This is a genomic window from Achromobacter sp. UBA4530 (genome assembly GCF_002388205.1).
GTDB lineage: Bacteria > Pseudomonadota > Gammaproteobacteria > Burkholderiales > Burkholderiaceae_B > Achromobacter > Achromobacter animicus.
Genome location: NZ_DGMA01000048.1, coordinates 1 through 16,993 on the forward strand (window position 1 = coordinate 1; position 16,993 = coordinate 16,993).

Below are 16,993 nucleotides of genomic sequence, written 5' to 3' on the forward strand. Positions count from 1 at the left end.
CGAGACAGCCCCCTCGGGGGGGCAGCTAGCGCGCGAAGCGTGCGCGGCGTGGGGGCGTCAACCTTTTTACAGGCGGGCCTTCACTTGCTGCGACAGCGCCGTCATGTCGGCGCGGCCGGCCAGCTTCTGCTTCAGGATAGCCATCACCTTGCCCATCGCGGGCGCGCCCGTCACGCCTTGCGCGGCGACTTCAGCCAGCGCGGCGTCGATGGCGGCGGCCACTTCCTCGGGGGTGGCTGCCTGGGGCAGGAATTCCTGCAGCACGGCCAGTTCGCCCTTTTCCTGCTCGGCGGTTTCCGTGCGGCCGGCCTGCTCGAACGCGGCGATCGACTCGCGGCGCTGCTTGACCTGCTTTTCGATGATGGCGGTGATTTCGGCGTCGGTCAGGTCGCGGCGTTCGTCGACTTCCTTCTGCTTGACGGCGGCCAGCAGGAAACGCAGCGTGGTCAGTCGCTCGCTGGCCTTGGCGCGCATCGCGTCCTTGACGGCGTCGGACAGGCGGGTCTTGAGCGTAGCAGTGCTCATCGGTAAACCTTTGTGGTGTTGCGGTAATCGGGAAGTGTAAACCGGGCCGGGGCACGACGTCGCCAAGCCGATTTCGCCGTTCGGATTTAAAGATGTATTATAAATATATGTTTAAAGGCGAGCCCGTTCGCCATTCAAGGAGCAGTTGATGTTGAGCCCCCAAATCCGCGAGCTGGTCAAGGCCACGGCCCCTGTCCTGAAGGTTCATGGCGTCGCCCTGACCAAGCATTTCTACGCGCGCATGTTCCAGCACAATCCGGAACTCAAGCACGTGTTCAACCAGGCCCACCAGGCGGGCGGCGCGCAGCAGCATGCGCTGGCCGGCGCGGTGACCGCGTATGCCGAGCACATCGACGATCCCTCGGTGCTGATGCCGGTGGTGACGCGCATCGTGCACAAGCACGTCAGCCTGGGCATCCGGCCCGAACACTACGCCATCGTGGGCAAGCATCTGCTGGCTTCCATCCGTGAAGTGCTGGGCGATGCCGCCACCGACGAACTCGTCGATGCCTGGGGCGCGGCCTATGGGCAGCTGGCGGACCTGCTGATCGCCGAAGAGGCGCGCCTGTATGCGGAATCGGCCAACAAGCCGGGCGGCTGGACGGGCTGGCGCGCGTTCCGTGTCGTGGGCAAGCAGCCCGAAAGCGCCGAAATCACTTCTTTCTACCTGGCCCCTGCAGACGGCGGCACCGTGCCGGCGTACCGGCCAGGTCAATACGTGTCCGTGCGCGTATTTGTACCGGAACTGGGCTTGATGCAACCGCGCCAATACAGCCTTTCGGACGCGCCGGGCCACGATCGCCTGCGCATCTCGGTCAAGCGCGAGCCGGCCGGCGATCAGACGCCGGCGGGCCGCGTGTCCAACGCGCTGCACGACCGACTGGAAGAGGGCGGCGTGCTGGACGTGGCGCCGCCGCAAGGTGATTTCCACCTGCGCGAAGACGGCGATGCCCCCGTCGTGCTGCTGAGCGGTGGCGTGGGCCTGACGCCCATGGTGTCGATCCTGAATCACCTGGTGCGCGCCAACGACGAACGCCAGATCCGCTTCGTGCACGGCTGCCGCAACCGCTCGGTCCACGCCATGCGCGAGCACGTGAACGACATTACGGCGTCCCGCGCCAACGTGCGCAAGGCGGTGTTCTACGAAGAGGTGGGCCACGGCGACCAGGCCGGCCGCGACTACGACCACACGGGGCGCGTCGACCTGCACGCCATTCGCGATGAAGCCATCGTCCCCGGCGCCGATTACTACCTGTGTGGACCGGCGGCGTTCATGCGTGCCCAGCGTGAAGCGTTGCTGGGGCTGGGCGTGGCCGAAGACCGCATCCACGCCGAGGCGTTCGGCACCGGCGGCCCTGGCGCCTGAGCGGTGTATCCTGGCGGCCTGATGTTTCCGGGCCGCCCGGTCCACGCTCCCCACCCACCATGCAACTGAACCGATTCACCGACTTCGGCCTGCGCGTCCTGATGTATCTGACGCAATGCCGCGACCGGCCCGTCGCCGTCACGATTCCCGAGATCGCGGATCGCTTCGGCCTGTCCCGCAATCATCTGGTGAAGGTGGTGCACTTCATGTCGCAGCGCGGCTGGGTCAGCACCACGCGCGGCAAGGGCGGCGGACTCAGCCTCGCCCGTCCCGCCACGGAGTACCGGGTGGGCGATTTGGTGCGGGAACTTGAACAGCAGGGCCCCCTGATCGATTGCCGCGAACCGCCCTGTGCCCTGGACGGCGTGTGCCGGCTGTCCGGCGTGCTGGCAAAGACGCTGCAGGCGTTCTACGACACGCTCAATGGCTACACGCTGGCCGATCTGGTCCGCGAACCCACCGCCGCCGCCATCATCAAGCTGCATCGGGTGGCCTGAAGCCCCGGGCATGATGTTTGGTTATGGCTCCTGCGGCGTTTGGCATTTGCCGGCGCGGGGCCGGCCGTTACAGAATGGGCCCGTTCGCGGTCTTCTTGGATAACGGTATGCGCGTTTGTGTGATCGGCGCCGGCGTGGTCGGTGTGACGTCGGCCTATTTCCTGGCGCGCCAGGGTCATGACGTGGTGCTGGTCGACAGCCAGCCCCGCCCGGCGGAAGTCTCCAGCTATGCCAACGGCGGCCAGCTCAGCTACAGCTACGTGGCGCCGCTTGCCGGACCCGGCGTGCTGCCCAGCGTGCCGGGATGGCTGCTGCGCCACGACTCGCCGCTGCGATTCCGGCCCCGGCTGGACCCGCATCAATGGCGCTGGTGCCTGCAGTTTGCGCTGGCCTGCCGCGCATCGGTGGCCAAGGCGTCCACCGCGCAGATGCTGACGCTGTCCTACCTCAGCCGCGATGTCATGCACTCGCTGCTGGAACAGGAAGACCTGGCGTTCGGCCACCTGAAGAACGGCAAGCTCATTGCGTACCGCAGCCCCGATCTGCTGGAAAAGGCGCGCGCGCTGGTGGCCTACCAGGCGGCGCACGGCGCAGACCAGCAGGTGCTGGACGCCGCCCAGGCCGTGGCGCGCGAGCCCGCGCTGGCCGGCATGGGCACCAGCCTGGCGGGCGCCATCTACACCCCCAGCGAAGAAGCCGGCGATTGCCGGCAGTTCACCGAAGCGCTGTTCGACCGCCTGCAAACGATGGGTAACGTGCAGTGCGCCATGTCCAACCCCGTGTCCGGCCTGCAGCGCGAAGGCCGCCGCATCGTGGCGGTCAACACGCGCGACGGCGACATCGGCGCGGATGCCGTGGTGCTGGCCACCGGCATCGGCACGCGGGCGTTGCTCGGTCCGCTGGGCCACGACGTGCCCCTCTATCCCTTGAAGGGCTACAGCCTGACCGTGCCGCTGGCGCCGGACGACACCGTGGCGCCCCGCATCAGCGTCACCGATTACGAACGGCGCATCGTCTACGCCCGCGTGGGCGGCGTGCTGCGGATCGCGGCCATGGTGGACATCGGCAGCAACAACGCTGACATCGACCCCGCGCGCATCAGTCTGCTCAAACAGCAGGTGCTCGAAGCCTTTCCGCAGCTTGACCTGCGGCAGGCGATTCCGTGGGCGGGTCTGCGCCCGGCCACGCCTACCGGCAAGCCGCTGATCGGCCGCAGCCCCGCGGCGGACAATCTTTGGTTGAACGTGGGTCAGGGGGCGTTGGGCTTCACCTTGTCCTGCGGCAGCGCGGCGTTGCTGACCGCGCAGATGGGGGGGATGGAGTTGCCGCTGGATCCGGCGCCGTTCAGGCCCTGACCGCTGAGCAATGTCCATTTCGCAATAGCCGATGCCATTTCATCGGCAGACGGGCTGATGCCGGCTCAATAGGATAGCGATCATCCTTTGCTCGCCGCCGCAATCGGCGGCAGCGAAGGAGCCGATCCATCCTTCGAGTTCATCGCCATGTCCTTTCTCTTTCCGTTGTTCGCCATCCTGTTCTGGGCGGGCAACGTCATCGTCTCCAAGATGGCCGCCAGCGCCATCTCGCCCACCGCCATCACCTTCTACCGCCTGCTGCTGGCGCTGTTCCTGATGGGGCTGTTCACCGCCCGTCCGGCGTGGCGCAACCGCCGGGTCATCCTGCGGCACTGGCCCAAGCTGGCGCTGTACGGCGCGCTGTCGGCGGCCGTGTTCCAGGCGCTGTCCTACCGGGCGGCAGAGACCACCACCGCCACCAACATGGCCATCCTGACCGCGCTGATCCCGCTGCTCAGCATGCTGCTCAGCGTGGTGATCCTGCGCGATCCGCTGACGCTCGGCATGGCCGCGGGCGGCGCGCTGTCGTTCCTGGGCCTCCTGTACCTGGTGGGGCAGGGCGACATGCTCAGCGTGTTCCAGCACGGTGTGCACGTGGGAGACGGCCTGATGCTGCTGGCCGCCTTGTCGTACGCGCTGTATGGCGTGCTGCTGCGCTACTGGAAAGTGCCGGTGCCCGCCTGGCAGTCCACCTTCGTGCAGTCCATCTTCGCGCTGATCTACATGTTCCCGCTCTACCTGCGCGTGCCGCCAGCGCAAGCGGCGCTGGACGTCAATACGGTGCCGCTCATTCTGTATGCGGGCATCTTCTCTTCGGTGTTGCTGTCGTATCTGTGGATCGAAGGCGTGCAGCGCTTGGGGCCCAACCGCTGCAGCATTTTCATCAACCTGCTTCCGCTCTTTACGGCGCTGGCCGCCTTCGTGATGCTGCGCGAACGCCTGCACAGCTATCACCTGCTGGGTGGCGCGGTCACCCTGGCGGGCGTGCTGCTGGCGCAGACCGTGCAGCGGCCGCTGTTCGGCGCCGGACGCGCGCTGGCGGCAGGCAAGGCCTAGCCGGCAATCACGGTCGTTCGAGCTTGTCGCACTTGTGACTGCAAACTCACCGCGCATTCACGGGCGTTCAAGACAGGCGCCCGCAGCCGCCGCATAGTGGCCGCTTTGCGCGGTGAGGCAATGAGCATTTTCCAGAAAACCACGATTGCGCTGGCCCGCAGCCCGGCGGTCGGCCACATGATGCGGGCGATGGCCGCCCGGACGTCGCTGGCGCGCCGTTTCGTCGGCGGCGCCGATGTGGACGAGGCCGTGCGGACCGCCGAGAAGCTGCGCGAGGCGCACGGCATCCGCGCCTCGCTCTTCTATCTGGGCGAATACGTGGCGGACCGCGCTGCAATCGACCATAACGTCAATCAGGCCGTCGACGCATGCCGGGCGCTGGCCGCGGCCGGCCTGGACGTGCACGTCTCCGTCGATCCGACTGCCATCGGCTACATGCGCGATGACACGCTGGGCGAGGAAAACGCGCGGCGCATCGGCACGGCGGTGCAGCGCTTTGGCGGCCAAGGCTGCGACTGGCTGGTGCTGGACATGGAAGATTCCAGCATCCGCGACCGCACCTGCACGCTGCATCGCACGCTGTTGGAGGCGAGCATCCCTGCCGGCCTCACGCTGCAGGCGCGGCGCCGCCGCACGCCGGAGGACCTGGCGTGGGCGATCCGGCAGCGCACCTCGCTGCGGCTGGTAAAGGGTGCGTTCCCCGAGCGTGAGCTTGACCACGCCGGGCGCGCGCGCATCGACCAGGCCTATCTGGACGCGGCGTCCATCATGCTGTCGCGCGAGGCGCGGGAATCGGGCTTTTACCCGGTTTTCGGCACGCACGACGACCGGCTGGCCGGCGCCATCATCGACCTGGCGCGGGAGCGCGGCTGGCCTGCCGGCAGTTTCGAATTTGAGATGCTTTACGGCGTGCGGCCGGACTGGCAGATCGCGCTGCGCCGGTTGGGCTATAACGTCAGGGTCTATCTCCCGTTTGGCGCGGACTGGTGGCCGTATGCCATCCGCCGGGTGGGGGAAAATCCTCGCAACGCGTGGCTCCTGGCCCGTTCGCTGAAAGCGGACGGGCATTACTTCGGGTAGCCGCGAATGGCTGGCAATTCATGGCGGTTTCTCAACATATCTGGCATTGCGGCGCGGGACTGCCCGGCGACGTACTGATCGCGGATCTGCGCGCGTATCGCTACGCGCCGCATTTCCACGACGCCTGGTCCATCGGCGCCATTGAACACGGCCGCTGCGACTTCACCGTGCAGGGCGTGGCCCATGCCGCCAGCGCGGGCGAGCTGGTGGTCATCGCGCCCGGGCAGGTGCATACCGGCGGCACAGCGGCGGGGGCGCTCGCCTATCGGATGGTCTACATCGATCCCGCGTGGTTCCGGGATCATGAACGGACGTTGCACGCGCACGGTGCGCGGCTGGCGGGGCCGGTGATCGCGGATGCCGCGCTTTGCGCGCAATGGCTGGACGCGCTGGCGCCCGGCGAGATCGCGCCGGCTGAGCGCAGCGCACGCATTTCGGCGGCCCTGTTCGGGACGCTGGCCGCGCATGGAGAGGCGGTGGAGGGCGGTGCTGCGCCGGCCGCCGGCCTCGCCGATGTATGCGCCTTGCTGCGCGAGCGCATGGCGGCGGATCCCGCCTGCGCACCCGACCTGGACGCCTTGGCGCAAGCGCAAAACCGCCATCGCACGACGCTGGTCAAGCAGTTTGCCCGGCGCTATGGATTGCCGCCCCAGGCGTGGCTTCGCAACTGGCGGGTGGCGCGCGCACGGGTGCTGTTGCGCGGCGGCCTCCCGTTGGCCGATGCGGCGCAGGCCGTCGGGTTTGCCGACCAGGCGCATCTGACGCGGGTGTTCAAGCAGGTCTACGGCAGCCCGCCGGGCGTGCTGCTCAAGGCCGGCGCGGCCGGTTCCCACACGTTGTGACTGCGGGGCGTCTCAAGCCGGTAGTCTGAGTATTTACGCGTGAAGAATTCCGCGCCCAGCGCCTGCGCCGCGGCAAGCGGCCGTCGGGGATCGAGCGCCACCTCGCCGCGCCGGTTGCCGGCGCCATGCACGTAGCCCACGAAATCCGAATGCGTATACCGCGCATATTCCTGCACCTGATGCACGATGCCCAGCGCCGCGCCGGGATAGGTTTCTTCCGAGGCCACCGCCAACCCCAGCCGCTTGCCGGCCATGCCGGCCTTGACGCGTTCCGGCTCTGGCCCGGATCCCGCGTAATGGCTGAATGACCGGTCGAAGAACGCCTTGGTCTGCGCGGACATGCCATACCAGTAGATGGGCGTGCAGAACAGCACGCCATCGGCGGGCAGGAAGTGTTCAAGGAACAGTTCGGCGTAACGGTCGGCGGGCGGCTTGGCGTGGCGCAAGTCCGGCAGCAGGCCCTGGATGTAGTCGTCCAGGAAATGCACCGACGCCAACGTGCCGGCCGTTTCCGCGCCCTGGCGGGCGGATGCGGCCAGGGCGGCGCTATTGCCATCGCGGCGCGGACTGCCGACCAAGATCAACAAGCGTTTGACTCGATGAGTTGAATTCATGCTTGGCTCCTATCCAAGACAACGATCTGAAGCCGCATGGTCGCGCCGGCAGGCTTGAGGCGACAACTGATCATTCCTTAACTAAGATGAATGCAATTCATCCCAAGGTTCCCGCCATGTTTGCCACGCTTCCCGTCACTGCGCTGCGCACGTTCGAGGCCGCAGCCCGGCTGCGCAGTTTCAAGCTGGCCGCAGCCGAGCTGTCGGTCACGCCCACCGCGGTGTCGCATCAGGTCAAGGCACTGGAGCGGCATGTGGGCTGCGCGCTGTTCGAGCGTGTGCCGCGCGGCGTGCGGCTGACCGACAAGGGGGCGCGTCTGTTTGCCGGCGTGCATGGCGCGTTGCTGGACGTGGCGCAGACGCTGGACGCCTTGCGGCCCGCGCCCGAGTCCGGCGCGCTGACCGTGTCCACGACGCATTCCTTTGCCGCTTTGTGGCTGGTGCCGCGGCTGGGGCGCTTTCACGAGGTCTATCCGCAGTACCAGTTGCGCCTGGACACGTCGCCCGACCCCGTGGACCTGTTGCAGGACGCCAGCGTGGATGTCGCCATCCGCTACAGCCGCCGGCGCTATCCCGGCTTGCACGCGGCCTGCACGCTGCCCGAGTGGTTCGGGGTGTATGGGGCGCCCGCGCAGATCGCGCACGCCGGCCGCCGTGCGCCCGCGCTGGTGACGGTGCGCTGGCGCGATTCGGAACTGTATGACGAAGGCTGGCAGGCATGGTGCGCGGCCGCCGGCCTGCCAGCCTGGCGGCGGCCTGCGGCCGAACTTGCCTACACCGAGGAACACTACGCGCTGCAGGCCGCCATCGCGGGCCAAGGCCTGGTGCTGGCCAGTTCGGTCATGGTGTCGGACAGCGTCGCCGCGGGAACGCTGGTTCCCTACCGGCCGGAGATACGCGTCGCGGGGTCGGCCTACACGGCGCTGTGCGCGCCGGGGCGCGAACGCCACCCGCCGGTCAAGGCTTTCCTGTCGTGGCTGCGCAAGGAATTCCGCGCGTAGTGGCATCCGTGGCCGGACGCGCGGCGGCGCGCGGCAGCAGCGGAAGCGCGGCCAGCATGCAGGATCCCGCGATCAGCCAGGCGACGGGCCACGAGCTCGCGGCGACGATATGCGCGATAGCCAGCGGCGTGGCAAACAGCACCAGATAGACGCAGCTATTGGCCATGCCGAGCGCCGTGCCCGCGCGCGAGGCGCCCGCCAGCGTGGCAAGTTCGGTGTAGGCGACGCCATGCCAGGCCGACGCGCAAATGCCGGCGGCGGCCAGCAGCACGGCCAGGGCGAATACGTGCCATCCGGTGGGACTGGCGCCCGCCGCCCATGCCGCGCCTGCCAGCGCCGCGTACAGCGCAAAGCTCAGCAGCGCGCAGCCCCGCAGGTACGCGCGGCGGTTGCCGCGGCGATCGGTCCATCGTCCGCTCGCGATGCGCGCGGCCATGGCGCCCAGTTGAACGGCCACCATCACCGCGGTGAGCACGCCGATACCCGCATGCAGGGCATCGTGCAGAAAGACGGCGGCAAAGGTCAGCACCGCGAATTGCGGGCCGCACATGATGCCGATGGCGAACGCCGCGCGCCAGACGCGGGTGTCCGTCATGGGGCTGCCGCGGGCTGGGCGAGCCGGGGCGGGTGCATATGAAACTTTCATAGGCTGCACAGCCGGCACACCGGCCACACTCGCCCCACCGCGCTCGCCCGGCTCCCGCAACCAGCACGCCGCAAGCAACGCGGCCGTGCCGCACATCACCGCCAGCACGCCAAACACCGCCCCGAACCCGGCATTAGCTGCCAGCCAAGGCAACAGCAGTGCGCCCAGGCCACCGCCCAGCGGCACGGCGGTCTGGCGGATGCTCATTGCCAGTCCGCGCTCGCCGTCGTCGAACCACGCCATCACGGCGCGGCCGCTGGCGCCATTGACGCTGCCGCCCAGCATGCCGACCAGCACCAGCCCCACGGCCAGCAGCCAGAGGCTGGGCACGAAGCCGCCCACCGGCGCCACCCAGCCGCTCATCCAGGCCAGCGCTGCCGCGGTCGAACCCAAACCGCCGAGCAGCACGGGACGGTCGCCCCACCGATCGGTCAGTAATCCCCAAGGCAGCTCGAAGAGCGCCACGCCCAACCCCAACAAGCCCAGCGCCAGCGCCAATTGATCGATGTCGAGCCGGTAGCCAGCCCGCATGAAGACAGCGGTGGTAGGCAGGCCGGCCGCGACGGCGGAAAACGCGGTGTTGGCGGAGACGCCCACGGCCAGCACCTTCCAGCGGTGAGGTGGGCGGACAAGGGTAGGGCGATCGGACATGGCAGGCGCCTGCAGAAACATTGACGGCGCCAGTGTGCGCGCCTAGCATGCTTCTGAAAATCAGGAAGTTTTGTACCAATGCTTTTGAAAATCGGGATTATCGAATGAGACCGAGCACGTTCGACCTGGAGGTGCTGCGCAGCTTCGTCGCGGGCGTCGACCTGGGCAGCTTCGGGCGCGCGGCTGACCGGCTGGGCCGGTCGACGTCGGCCGTCAGCGCGCAGCTGAAAAAGCTGGAAGAGCAGGCCGGCGTGCCGCTGCTGCGCAAGGACGGGCGGGGCTTGGCGCTGACCGATGCCGGCGAGACCATGCTGGCCTACGCCCGCCGGCTGCTCGACCTGAACGACCAGGCCGCGCGCGCCGTGCGCGGCACGCAATTGCACGGCCGCGTGCGTCTCGGCCTGCAAGAGGACTTTGCCGAGATGCTGCTGCCGCGCGTGCTCGGCCGCTTTGCGCGCGCCCATCCCAAGGTCCGGATCGAGGCGCGCGTCGCCCGCAACACGGAACTTCTGGAACGCGTCGCGCTGGGCCAGCTTGATTTGGCGCTGGCCTGGGACCACGACGCCCGCCAGCCGCAGGCACAGCGGCTGGCCGAGCTGCCGATGTGCTGGATCGGGCCCGCGCACCCTGCGCCGGTGCCGGATGCGGACGGCGCGCTGCCGCTGGCGGCCTTCGAGTCGCCCTGCCTGTTCCGCGGCTGCGCCACCGACGCGCTGGACCGCGCCGGCATTGCCTGGCTGGCTGCCTTCACCAGCCCGAGTCTTTCGGGCCTGTGGGCGGCAGTTTCCGCGGGGCTGGGAGTGGCCGTGCGCACGCCCCTTGGCCTGCCGTCCACCGTTCGCGTGATGAAGCCGGGCGAACACGGGTTGCCCGACTTGCCGGTCATCGCATTGTCGCTGTACCGCGCGCAGGCGCAGCCCGATCCGGTCTGCGCCGCGCTGGACGAAATCCTGGTGCAATGCGTCAATGACAGCGTCGCCGCGTTGGCGGCCACGCGTTTTCAGGAGCGGGCCTCGCTGTGAACCAATTCCATGAAATGACCGTATTCCTGGCCGTGGCGGACGCGGGCAGTTTTTCCGGCGGGGCCCGGCGCCTGGAAATGTCCGCGCCCACCGTCACGCGCAGCGTGGCCGCGCTGGAACGTCGTCTGGGCGCCTTGCTGCTGGTGCGCACCACGCGCAGTCTGCGCCTGACCGAAGCCGGCCACCGCTATGCCGCCGATTGCCGGCGCATCCTGGAAGACGTCGAACGCGCCGACGACGCCGCCGCCGGTGCAATGGCGGTGCCGCGTGGCGCGCTGGCAATCACCGCGCCCGCGCTGTTTGGCGAGCTGCATGTGATGCCGGCGGTGCTGGGATATTTGCGCGCGCATCGCCAGGTGTCGGTGCGGGCGCTGCTGGTGGATCGCGTCGTCAATCTGGTGGACGAGGACATCGATGTCGCCGTGCGGATCGGCGCGCTGCCCGATTCCTCGTTGACGGCGGTGCCCGTGGGACACGTCCGCCGCGTGGTGTGCGCCGCGCCCGGCTTTCTGCGCGATCATGGCGAGCCGGCCGACCCCGAGTCGCTGCATCGCTTCTGCACCATCACGGCTGCCATGGAAGGACGCGCGCCGCAGTGGCGTTTTGCCCAGGCCGGCCAGACCGTCCGCCTTAACCTGCAATCGCAGTTGACCGTGACGTCGTTCCAGGCGGCGGTGGCGGCCGCGCGCGAAGGCTGGGGCCTGACGCAGGTGATGTCCTATCAGGTGGCGCCGCACCTGGCCAGCGGCGCCTTGCAGGTGGTGCTGCGCGGCTTCGAGATGCCGCCCGTGCCCGTGCATCTGGTGTATCCGGAAGGGCGCAAAAGCTCGGCCAAGGTGCGCAGCTTTGTGGATTTCTGCGTGGATGCGCTACGCGCGGACCTGGCGGCGCTGCCCACCTGACGGGTTTATTTCATTTACCGCAAGAGAGTCTTGCCGGCGCCGGCCGTTCCGGATTTGCGTCGCGGGTCCCAACATGGAGTCTCGAATCCACCAGGGAGATCCCCGATGCAAACCAACCCCGCCCCGGCGCAGGCTGCCGCTCCGATGAAGTTCTACAGTTTCCCGCTGTCCGGCCACGCGCATCGGGTCGCGCTGATGCTGTCACTGCTGGATGTCGCGCACGAACGCATCGACGTCGACCTGCGCCAGCGCGAACAAAAGCGGCCTGATTTCCTGGCGCTCAATGCCTTCGGCCAGGTGCCAGTCATTGACGACAACGGCGTCGTAGTGGCCGACTCGACCGCCATCCTGGTGTACCTGGCCAAGCAATACGGCGGCCGCGCCTGGCTGCCGGACGATCCGGTTGGCGCGGCCGCCGTGCAGCGCTGGCTGTCGGTGGCATCGGGGCCGCTGGCCGGCGGGCCCGCGTCGGCGCGGCTGGTGACGCTGTTCGGCGCGCCGCTCGATGTGGACGCCACGTTGGCGCGGGCCCATGCGCTGCTTGGGGTGATGGAGGGAGAACTCACGCACCGCGAGTTCCTGGCCGGCAGTGCGCCGACCATCGCCGACGTCGCCTGCTACGCCTATGTGGCACATGCGCCCGAAGGCAACGTGTCGCTGGCCGATTATCCGCGCATCCGTGCGTGGCTCACGCGCATCGAAAACCTGCCGCGGTTCGTTCCCATGGCGTCGTCGCCCGTGGGCCTGCTGGCCGCCTGAAGACCCGCGCACACTGCAAGGACACCGTCATGAATCTGCCCGAACACACCGCACCGTCTCCCTGGCATGCGGGCGAACTGCACTTGCAGGAGCACGCCGGCGTGGCCGCGCGCATGGACATGGTGGGCCGCAAGGTCATCCGCGACTACATGCCGGATCAGCATCGCGAATTCTTCGCGCAGTTGCCGTTCGTGGTGGCCGGCGCCGTGGACCCGCAGGGCGATCCGTGGGCCGGCATTCTGGAAGGGCAGCCGGGCTTTGCTGTGTCGCCGGACCCGCATACCCTGCGCATCGCGGCCATGCCTGACGAGGACGACCCGCTGCGCGCCGGGTTGGGATTGGGCCAGCCCGTCGGCTTGCTGGGCATCGAGCTGCACACGCGCCGGCGCAACCGCATGAACGGCCGCATCGCCGCCTGGGATGGCAAGCGCTTCGACGTGGCGGTGGCGCAATCATTCGGCAATTGTCCGCAGTACATCCAGTCGCGCGACTTCTTCTTCTCGCGCTCGCCGTCGATGCGCTTTGCCGCCGCATTGCCGGATCGCGCCGGACTGGATGACGCGGCGCGCGCGCTGATCTCGGCGTCCGACACCTTCTTTGTCGCCAGTTATGCCGGGCACGCCGTCGATGTGTCGCACCGGGGCGGCAAGCCCGGCTTCGTGCGGGTGGACGGCGACGTGCTGACCATTCCGGACTTTTCCGGCAACCGCTTTTTCAACACCCTGGGCAACCTGGCCGCGAATCCTGTTGCCGGTCTGCTGTTCATCGACTTTGAACGCGGCGACCTGCTGCAACTGACGGGGCGCGCCGAGGTGATTCTGGACAGCCCCGAAATCGCCGTGTTCGAGGGCGCCGAACGCCTGTGGCGCGTGCACGTGCGCCGCGTGGTCCGCCGGCCGGGTGCACTGGCCCTGCGCTGGCGCTTCGATGCGTGGTCGCCCACTGCACTGGCGACCGGGCGGTGGCCGGCAGCCGCATAGTCTCAGGCGTCCGCCGCCACCTTGCGCACGACAGTGTCGTCGGGGTGCAGCAGCCGGCCGTCCTGCGCGCGGATCTCCATCCTTTGCACCGGTTGCCCGCGCTGGCGGTCGATCAGGGTGGAATGCGCCTCATCGGGACCGTAGTAGTGGTCCTCGCCCCACTGGCGCAGTCCGACGATCACCGGAAACAGCGCCTTGCCTTTATCCGTAAGCACGTATTCCTGGTAGGCGCTGCCGTCGGATGCCGGCGCGACGGCAAGAATGCCGTGCGCGACCAGCGTGCGCAGCCGGTCGCTCAGGATGTTCTTGGCCATGCCCAGGCTTTTCTGGAATTCGCCAAACCGGCGCAGGCCGTCAAAGGCATCCCGCACGATGAGCAGTGACCACCAGTCGCCGATGGCGTCGAGCGAGCGCGCGACCGGGCAGGCGGCGCCTTCAAGGCTGGTGCGTTTGACCATGCGGGCTCCTTGCGGTTTTTCAGAACAAAGTTGGTTGCATTATAAAACCTGTAGGTCTAGCATTCTGGTTTTGTAATAAAACCAGATTAATCATGAACCCGACCGCCCGATCCGACCCGCCCGAAGGCGATGCGACCCCCTCGATGCCGCCCGCGCTGGTTTTCCTGCTGGCAGCGGCGTGCGCGCTCAGCGTCGCCAACGTGTATTACGCGCAGCCGTTGCTCGACGCCATCGGCCGCGAATTCCGCCTGGACCAGGCGGCTGTGGGCATCGTTATCACCGCCACCCAACTGGGCTGCGCGCTGGCGCTGTTCTTCGTGGTGCCGCTGGGCGACCTGCTGGATCGGCGGCGGCTGATGCTGGGGCAGTTGGGACTTCTGGTGCTGGCCTTGGCCGCGGTGGCGGCGTCTGCGAACGCACCGTGGCTGCTGGCCGGCATGGTGGCGTTGGGATTGCTGGGCACGGCGATGACGCAGGGCCTGCTTGCGCTGTCCGCGGCGCTGGCGGCGCCGGCTGAGCGCGGACGCGTCGTGGGGGCGGCGCAGGGCGGGGTGGTGATCGGCCTGTTGCTGGCGCGCACCTTGGCCGGCGCGCTGGCCGACTTGTGGGGCTGGCGCGCAGTGTATGTGGCGTCGGCCATTCTGTCGGCGGTGCTGGCGCTGGTGCTGGTCCGCTGGCTGCCGCAGCGGCAGCTGCCGGTGGCCGGGCTGGGCTACGGCGCGCTGCTGCGTTCCGTCTTCACGTTACTGGTCACGGAACGCGTGCTGCGCGTGCGCGGCATGATCGCGTTGTTGATGTTCGCCGCGTTCAGCGCGTTCTGGACCGCGCTGGTGCTGCCGCTGAGCGCGCCGCCGCATTCGCTGTCGCACACGGCGGTGGGGGCGTTCGGACTGGTCGGGGTGGTGGGCGTGCTGATGGCGGCGCGCGCCGGCCGTCAGGCCGACGCCGGGCATGGCCAACGCACCACCGCGATCGGCCTGGCGCTGCTGTGCATGGCGTGGGCGCCGATCGCCTTGCTGGACCACAGCCTGTGGCTGCTGGCGCTGGGCGTGCTGGCGCTGGACCTGGCGCTGCAGGCGCTGCACGTGACCAATCAGGCGATGATCTTCAGCATCAGCGCGCAGGCGCACAGCCGGCTGGTGGCCGGCTACATGATGTTCTACGCGGTGGGCAGCGGCCTGGGGTCGATTGCCGCGACCGCCGTGTACGCCCGCGCGGGCTGGCTGGGCGTGTGTGTGCTGGGCGCGGGCATCAGCGTGGCGGCGTTGGGGTTCTGGGCGGCGACGGTGCCGCGCGGGGCGCGCGCGGTGTGTCCCGCTGACGGACGGGCGCGCATCTAGCCGCGCGCGCCCGCCGTTTTCCGATCACGCCAGCCAGCGCTTGATGCGGCCGGCCAGCGCTTCGCGGCTGATGCCGTAGCGGTCATGCAGGGTGGGCAGGGCGCCGGCATCCAGGAACGCGTCCGGCAGCCCGGCCAGCTGGAACCCGGCCGGCTGTACACGGTGCCGCAGCAATGCGCTGGCCACCGCTTCGCCCAGTCCGCCGATCACCGAATGGTTCTCGGCCACGACCACCAGCCGGTGCTTGTAGCGCACCGCCTCGACCAGGCTGGCTTCGTCCAGCGGCTTGATGGTCGGGCTGTGCATCACCGCCACGCCGATGTTGTCGCGCGCCAGGTCCTCGGCGGCTTCCAGCGCGCGCATCGTCATGATGCCGCTGGCAATGATGAGCACGTCGCTGCCTTCGCGCAGCATCTTTGCCTTGCCCAGCTCGAACCGGTAGCCCTCGATCTCGTCCAGCACCAGCGGCACCTGGCCGCGGAGTAGGCGCATGTACACCGGGCCCTGGTGCTCGGCGATCTGCGGCACGGCCTGTTCGATGTCCAGCGCGTCGCACGGATCGACGATGGTCAGGCCGGGAATGCCGCGCATCATCGCCAGGTCCTCGGTGGCCTGGTGGCTGGGGCCGTAGCCGGTCGTCAGCCCGGGCAGCGCGCAGCAGATCTTGACGTTGAGGTTCTCCTCGGCGATGACCTGATGGATGAAATCGTAGGCGCGCCGCGTGCCGAACACCGCATAAGTCGTGGCGAACGGCACCAGGCCTTCCTTGGCCATGCCGCCCGCCGCGCCCATCAGCAGCTGTTCGGCCATGCCCATCTGGTAGAAGCGCTCGGGATACGCCTGCGCGAACAGGTGCAGGTCGGTGTATTTGGCCAGGTCGGCCGTCAGGCCCACGACGTCCGGACGCGATTCCGCGTACGCGACCAGCGCCTTGCCGAAGGGCGCCGCGCGGACGCGCTGCCCCTCCGAGGCAATCGACGCGATCATCGCGGACGTGGTGAGGCGGGGCTTTTGCTGGGTGCTGGCGCTGCTCATGACCAGGCTCCTTCGGTCGTGGGGGTGGGGCGGTTCTGGTCCAGGATGTCGAGCGCCTGTTGCCATTCCGGCGGGTCGACGCGGATGAAGTGGTTTTTCTCGCGTTGCTCAAGAAACGGGATGCCCTTGCCCATCCGGGTATCAAACAGGATGACGCGCGGCTTGGCGTCGGGCAGCGCGCGCGCGGTATCGAACGCCTGGACCACGGCGGGCAGGTCGTTGCCGTCCACGCGCTGCACGTGCCAGCCAAAGGCCGCCCACTTGTCAGCCAGCGGCTCAAATCCCATCACCTTGCCCGACGGGCCGTCCGCTTGCTGGTTGTTGATGTCGACCAGGCAGATGAGGTTGTCCAGTTCGTGATGCGCGGCGCCCATCGCCGCTTCCCAGGTCGAGCCTTCGTCCAGCTCGCCGTCCGACATGGAGTTGTAGACGAAGGCCGGATTGCGCTTGTGCTTGAGCCCCAGCGCGATGCCGACGCCGATGGACAGACCCTGGCCCAGCGATCCGCCCGAAATCTCCATGCCCGGCGTGTAGGTCGCCATGCCGGACATGGGCAGGCGGCTGTCGTCGCTGCCATAGGTGTCGAGTTCGCTCTCCGGGATGACGCCTGCCTCGATCAGCGCCGCGTAGTGGGCAATGGCGTAGTGGCCATGCGACAGGAGAAAGCGGTCGCGGCCTTCCCATTGCGCGTCGCCCGGCTGCACGTTCATGGCGTGGCGGTAGGCGACGGCCAGCACGTCGGCCCAGCCGAGCGCTTGGCCGATGTAGCCCTGGCCCTGGACTTCGCCCATGCGGACCGCGTAGCGGCGGATGCGCCAGGCGGCGGACGCCAGGTCGCTCAAAGATTTGGACTGCTCCATTCGA

18 protein-coding genes are annotated in these 16,993 nt (G+C 68.4%); 12 read left to right on the top strand and 6 right to left on the bottom strand.

The window, feature by feature from the left end; all coding sequences use genetic code 11:
- Positions 1–66: 66 nt before the first annotated feature.
- Positions 67–525: a GatB/YqeY domain-containing protein gene (locus tag B2W22_RS27320; protein WP_175124062.1), complete on the bottom strand. Its 459-nt coding sequence runs from the start codon at positions 523–525 to the stop codon at positions 67–69.
- A 148-nt stretch (positions 526–673) separates the two neighbouring features.
- On the opposite strand from B2W22_RS27320, the gene hmpA reads away from it, so the two are divergent.
- The 6 genes from hmpA (at position 674) to B2W22_RS27350 (ending at position 6,721) form a co-directional block, all read left to right on the top strand.
- The gene (gene hmpA, locus B2W22_RS27325; protein ID WP_218343390.1) at positions 674–1,891 is read left to right on the top strand and encodes an NO-inducible flavohemoprotein; all 1,218 of its coding nucleotides are present in this window, start codon (positions 674–676) and stop codon (positions 1,889–1,891) included.
- Positions 1,892–1,950: 59 nt separating this feature from the next.
- Complete coding sequence (locus tag B2W22_RS27330; protein ID WP_175185039.1) at positions 1,951–2,388, top strand: Rrf2 family transcriptional regulator; 438 nt, start codon at positions 1,951–1,953, stop codon at positions 2,386–2,388.
- 107 nt (positions 2,389–2,495) lie between these two features.
- Positions 2,496–3,743 (top strand): D-amino acid dehydrogenase, encoded by a 1,248-nt coding sequence (locus B2W22_RS27335; protein ID WP_286940312.1) that lies wholly within the window; start codon positions 2,496–2,498, stop codon positions 3,741–3,743.
- A gap of 147 nt (positions 3,744–3,890) precedes the next feature.
- Complete coding sequence (locus B2W22_RS27340; RefSeq protein WP_286940314.1) at positions 3,891–4,799, top strand: DMT family transporter; 909 nt, start codon at positions 3,891–3,893, stop codon at positions 4,797–4,799.
- A 120-nt stretch (positions 4,800–4,919) separates the two neighbouring features.
- The gene (locus B2W22_RS27345; RefSeq protein WP_286940316.1) at positions 4,920–5,879 is read left to right on the top strand and encodes a proline dehydrogenase family protein; all 960 of its coding nucleotides are present in this window, start codon (positions 4,920–4,922) and stop codon (positions 5,877–5,879) included.
- Between the two features lie 20 nt (positions 5,880–5,899).
- The gene (locus tag B2W22_RS27350) at positions 5,900–6,721 is read left to right on the top strand and encodes a helix-turn-helix transcriptional regulator (RefSeq protein ID WP_175138506.1); all 822 of its coding nucleotides are present in this window, start codon (positions 5,900–5,902) and stop codon (positions 6,719–6,721) included.
- On the opposite strand, the gene B2W22_RS27355 is transcribed toward B2W22_RS27350, so the two are convergent.
- Positions 6,661–7,335 (bottom strand): flavodoxin family protein, encoded by a 675-nt coding sequence (locus B2W22_RS27355; protein ID WP_175138505.1) that lies wholly within the window; start codon positions 7,333–7,335, stop codon positions 6,661–6,663. The two genes, B2W22_RS27350 and B2W22_RS27355, sit on opposite strands and share 61 nt — an antisense overlap.
- Before the next feature lie 116 nt (positions 7,336–7,451).
- Here B2W22_RS27355 and B2W22_RS27360 point away from each other — a divergent pair, with 116 nt between their 5' ends.
- Complete coding sequence (locus B2W22_RS27360) at positions 7,452–8,336, top strand: LysR substrate-binding domain-containing protein (protein WP_286940317.1); 885 nt, start codon at positions 7,452–7,454, stop codon at positions 8,334–8,336.
- Here B2W22_RS27360 and B2W22_RS27365 read toward each other — a convergent pair.
- A complete protein-coding gene (locus tag B2W22_RS27365; protein WP_286940318.1) occupies positions 8,293–9,633 on the bottom strand; it encodes an MFS transporter in 1,341 nt (446 codons plus the stop codon). The genes B2W22_RS27360 and B2W22_RS27365 overlap by 44 nt on opposite strands.
- Before the next feature lie 104 nt (positions 9,634–9,737).
- Between B2W22_RS27365 and B2W22_RS27370 the strand changes: the two genes are divergently transcribed.
- The 4 genes from B2W22_RS27370 (at position 9,738) to B2W22_RS27385 (ending at position 13,296) form a co-directional block, all read left to right on the top strand.
- Positions 9,738–10,655: a LysR substrate-binding domain-containing protein gene (locus tag B2W22_RS27370; RefSeq protein WP_286940319.1), complete on the top strand. Its 918-nt coding sequence runs from the start codon at positions 9,738–9,740 to the stop codon at positions 10,653–10,655.
- Positions 10,652–11,557 (top strand): LysR family transcriptional regulator, encoded by a 906-nt coding sequence (locus B2W22_RS27375; RefSeq protein WP_286940320.1) that lies wholly within the window; start codon positions 10,652–10,654, stop codon positions 11,555–11,557. Before B2W22_RS27370 ends, B2W22_RS27375 begins: the two co-directional genes overlap by 4 nt.
- A 105-nt stretch (positions 11,558–11,662) precedes the next feature.
- On the top strand, positions 11,663–12,316 hold the full coding sequence (locus B2W22_RS27380; protein ID WP_175138501.1) for a glutathione S-transferase family protein: 654 nt from the start codon (positions 11,663–11,665) through the stop codon (positions 12,314–12,316).
- Between the two features lie 29 nt (positions 12,317–12,345).
- Positions 12,346–13,296, top strand: a complete 951-nt coding sequence (locus tag B2W22_RS27385) for a pyridoxamine 5'-phosphate oxidase family protein (protein WP_286940322.1) — start codon at positions 12,346–12,348, stop codon at positions 13,294–13,296.
- A gap of 2 nt (positions 13,297–13,298) precedes the next feature.
- Here the strand turns inward: B2W22_RS27385 and B2W22_RS27390 are convergent, their stop codons facing one another.
- Positions 13,299–13,754 carry a winged helix-turn-helix transcriptional regulator gene (locus tag B2W22_RS27390; protein WP_175124074.1) on the bottom strand — a complete coding sequence of 152 codons (456 nt, stop codon included), beginning with the start codon at positions 13,752–13,754 and terminating at the stop codon, positions 13,299–13,301.
- A 92-nt stretch (positions 13,755–13,846) separates the two neighbouring features.
- Between B2W22_RS27390 and B2W22_RS27395 the strand changes: the two genes are divergently transcribed.
- A complete protein-coding gene (locus B2W22_RS27395; protein WP_286940325.1) occupies positions 13,847–15,094 on the top strand; it encodes an MFS transporter in 1,248 nt (415 codons plus the stop codon).
- Positions 15,095–15,118: 24 nt separating this feature from the next.
- On the opposite strand, the gene B2W22_RS27400 is transcribed toward B2W22_RS27395, so the two are convergent.
- Together B2W22_RS27400 and B2W22_RS27405 are read right to left on the bottom strand one after the other, a co-directional pair.
- Complete coding sequence (locus B2W22_RS27400; RefSeq protein WP_175124075.1) at positions 15,119–16,129, bottom strand: transketolase family protein; 1,011 nt, start codon at positions 16,127–16,129, stop codon at positions 15,119–15,121.
- Positions 16,126–16,989, bottom strand: coding sequence for a transketolase (locus tag B2W22_RS27405; protein ID WP_175185046.1), 864 nt, complete (start codon positions 16,987–16,989; stop codon positions 16,126–16,128). Before B2W22_RS27405 ends, B2W22_RS27400 begins: the two co-directional genes overlap by 4 nt.
- Between the last annotated feature and the right edge of the window lie 4 nt (positions 16,990–16,993).

Excerpts from the sequence above, each read along its gene's own strand:
- B2W22_RS27320 (WP_175124062.1), bottom strand. The coding sequence starts at position 525 with ATGAGCACTGCTACGCTCAAGACCCGCCTGTCCGACGCCGTCAAGGAC.
- hmpA (WP_218343390.1), top strand. The coding sequence starts at position 674 with ATGTTGAGCCCCCAAATCCGCGAGCTGGTCAAGGCCACGGCCCCTGTC.
- B2W22_RS27330 (WP_175185039.1), top strand. The coding sequence starts at position 1,951 with ATGCAACTGAACCGATTCACCGACTTCGGCCTGCGCGTCCTGATGTAT.
- B2W22_RS27335 (WP_286940312.1), top strand. The coding sequence starts at position 2,496 with ATGCGCGTTTGTGTGATCGGCGCCGGCGTGGTCGGTGTGACGTCGGCC.
- B2W22_RS27340 (WP_286940314.1), top strand. The coding sequence starts at position 3,891 with ATGTCCTTTCTCTTTCCGTTGTTCGCCATCCTGTTCTGGGCGGGCAAC.
- B2W22_RS27345 (WP_286940316.1), top strand. The coding sequence starts at position 4,920 with ATGAGCATTTTCCAGAAAACCACGATTGCGCTGGCCCGCAGCCCGGCG.
- B2W22_RS27350 (WP_175138506.1), top strand. The coding sequence starts at position 5,900 with ATGGCGGTTTCTCAACATATCTGGCATTGCGGCGCGGGACTGCCCGGC.
- B2W22_RS27355 (WP_175138505.1), bottom strand. The coding sequence starts at position 7,335 with ATGAATTCAACTCATCGAGTCAAACGCTTGTTGATCTTGGTCGGCAGT.
- B2W22_RS27360 (WP_286940317.1), top strand. The coding sequence starts at position 7,452 with ATGTTTGCCACGCTTCCCGTCACTGCGCTGCGCACGTTCGAGGCCGCA.
- B2W22_RS27365 (WP_286940318.1), bottom strand. The coding sequence starts at position 9,633 with ATGTCCGATCGCCCTACCCTTGTCCGCCCACCTCACCGCTGGAAGGTG.
- B2W22_RS27370 (WP_286940319.1), top strand. The coding sequence starts at position 9,738 with ATGAGACCGAGCACGTTCGACCTGGAGGTGCTGCGCAGCTTCGTCGCG.
- B2W22_RS27380 (WP_175138501.1), top strand. The coding sequence starts at position 11,663 with ATGCAAACCAACCCCGCCCCGGCGCAGGCTGCCGCTCCGATGAAGTTC.
- B2W22_RS27385 (WP_286940322.1), top strand. The coding sequence starts at position 12,346 with ATGAATCTGCCCGAACACACCGCACCGTCTCCCTGGCATGCGGGCGAA.
- B2W22_RS27390 (WP_175124074.1), bottom strand. The coding sequence starts at position 13,754 with ATGGTCAAACGCACCAGCCTTGAAGGCGCCGCCTGCCCGGTCGCGCGC.
- B2W22_RS27395 (WP_286940325.1), top strand. The coding sequence starts at position 13,847 with ATGAACCCGACCGCCCGATCCGACCCGCCCGAAGGCGATGCGACCCCC.
- B2W22_RS27400 (WP_175124075.1), bottom strand. The coding sequence starts at position 16,129 with ATGAGCAGCGCCAGCACCCAGCAAAAGCCCCGCCTCACCACGTCCGCG.
- B2W22_RS27405 (WP_175185046.1), bottom strand. The coding sequence starts at position 16,989 with ATGGAGCAGTCCAAATCTTTGAGCGACCTGGCGTCCGCCGCCTGGCGC.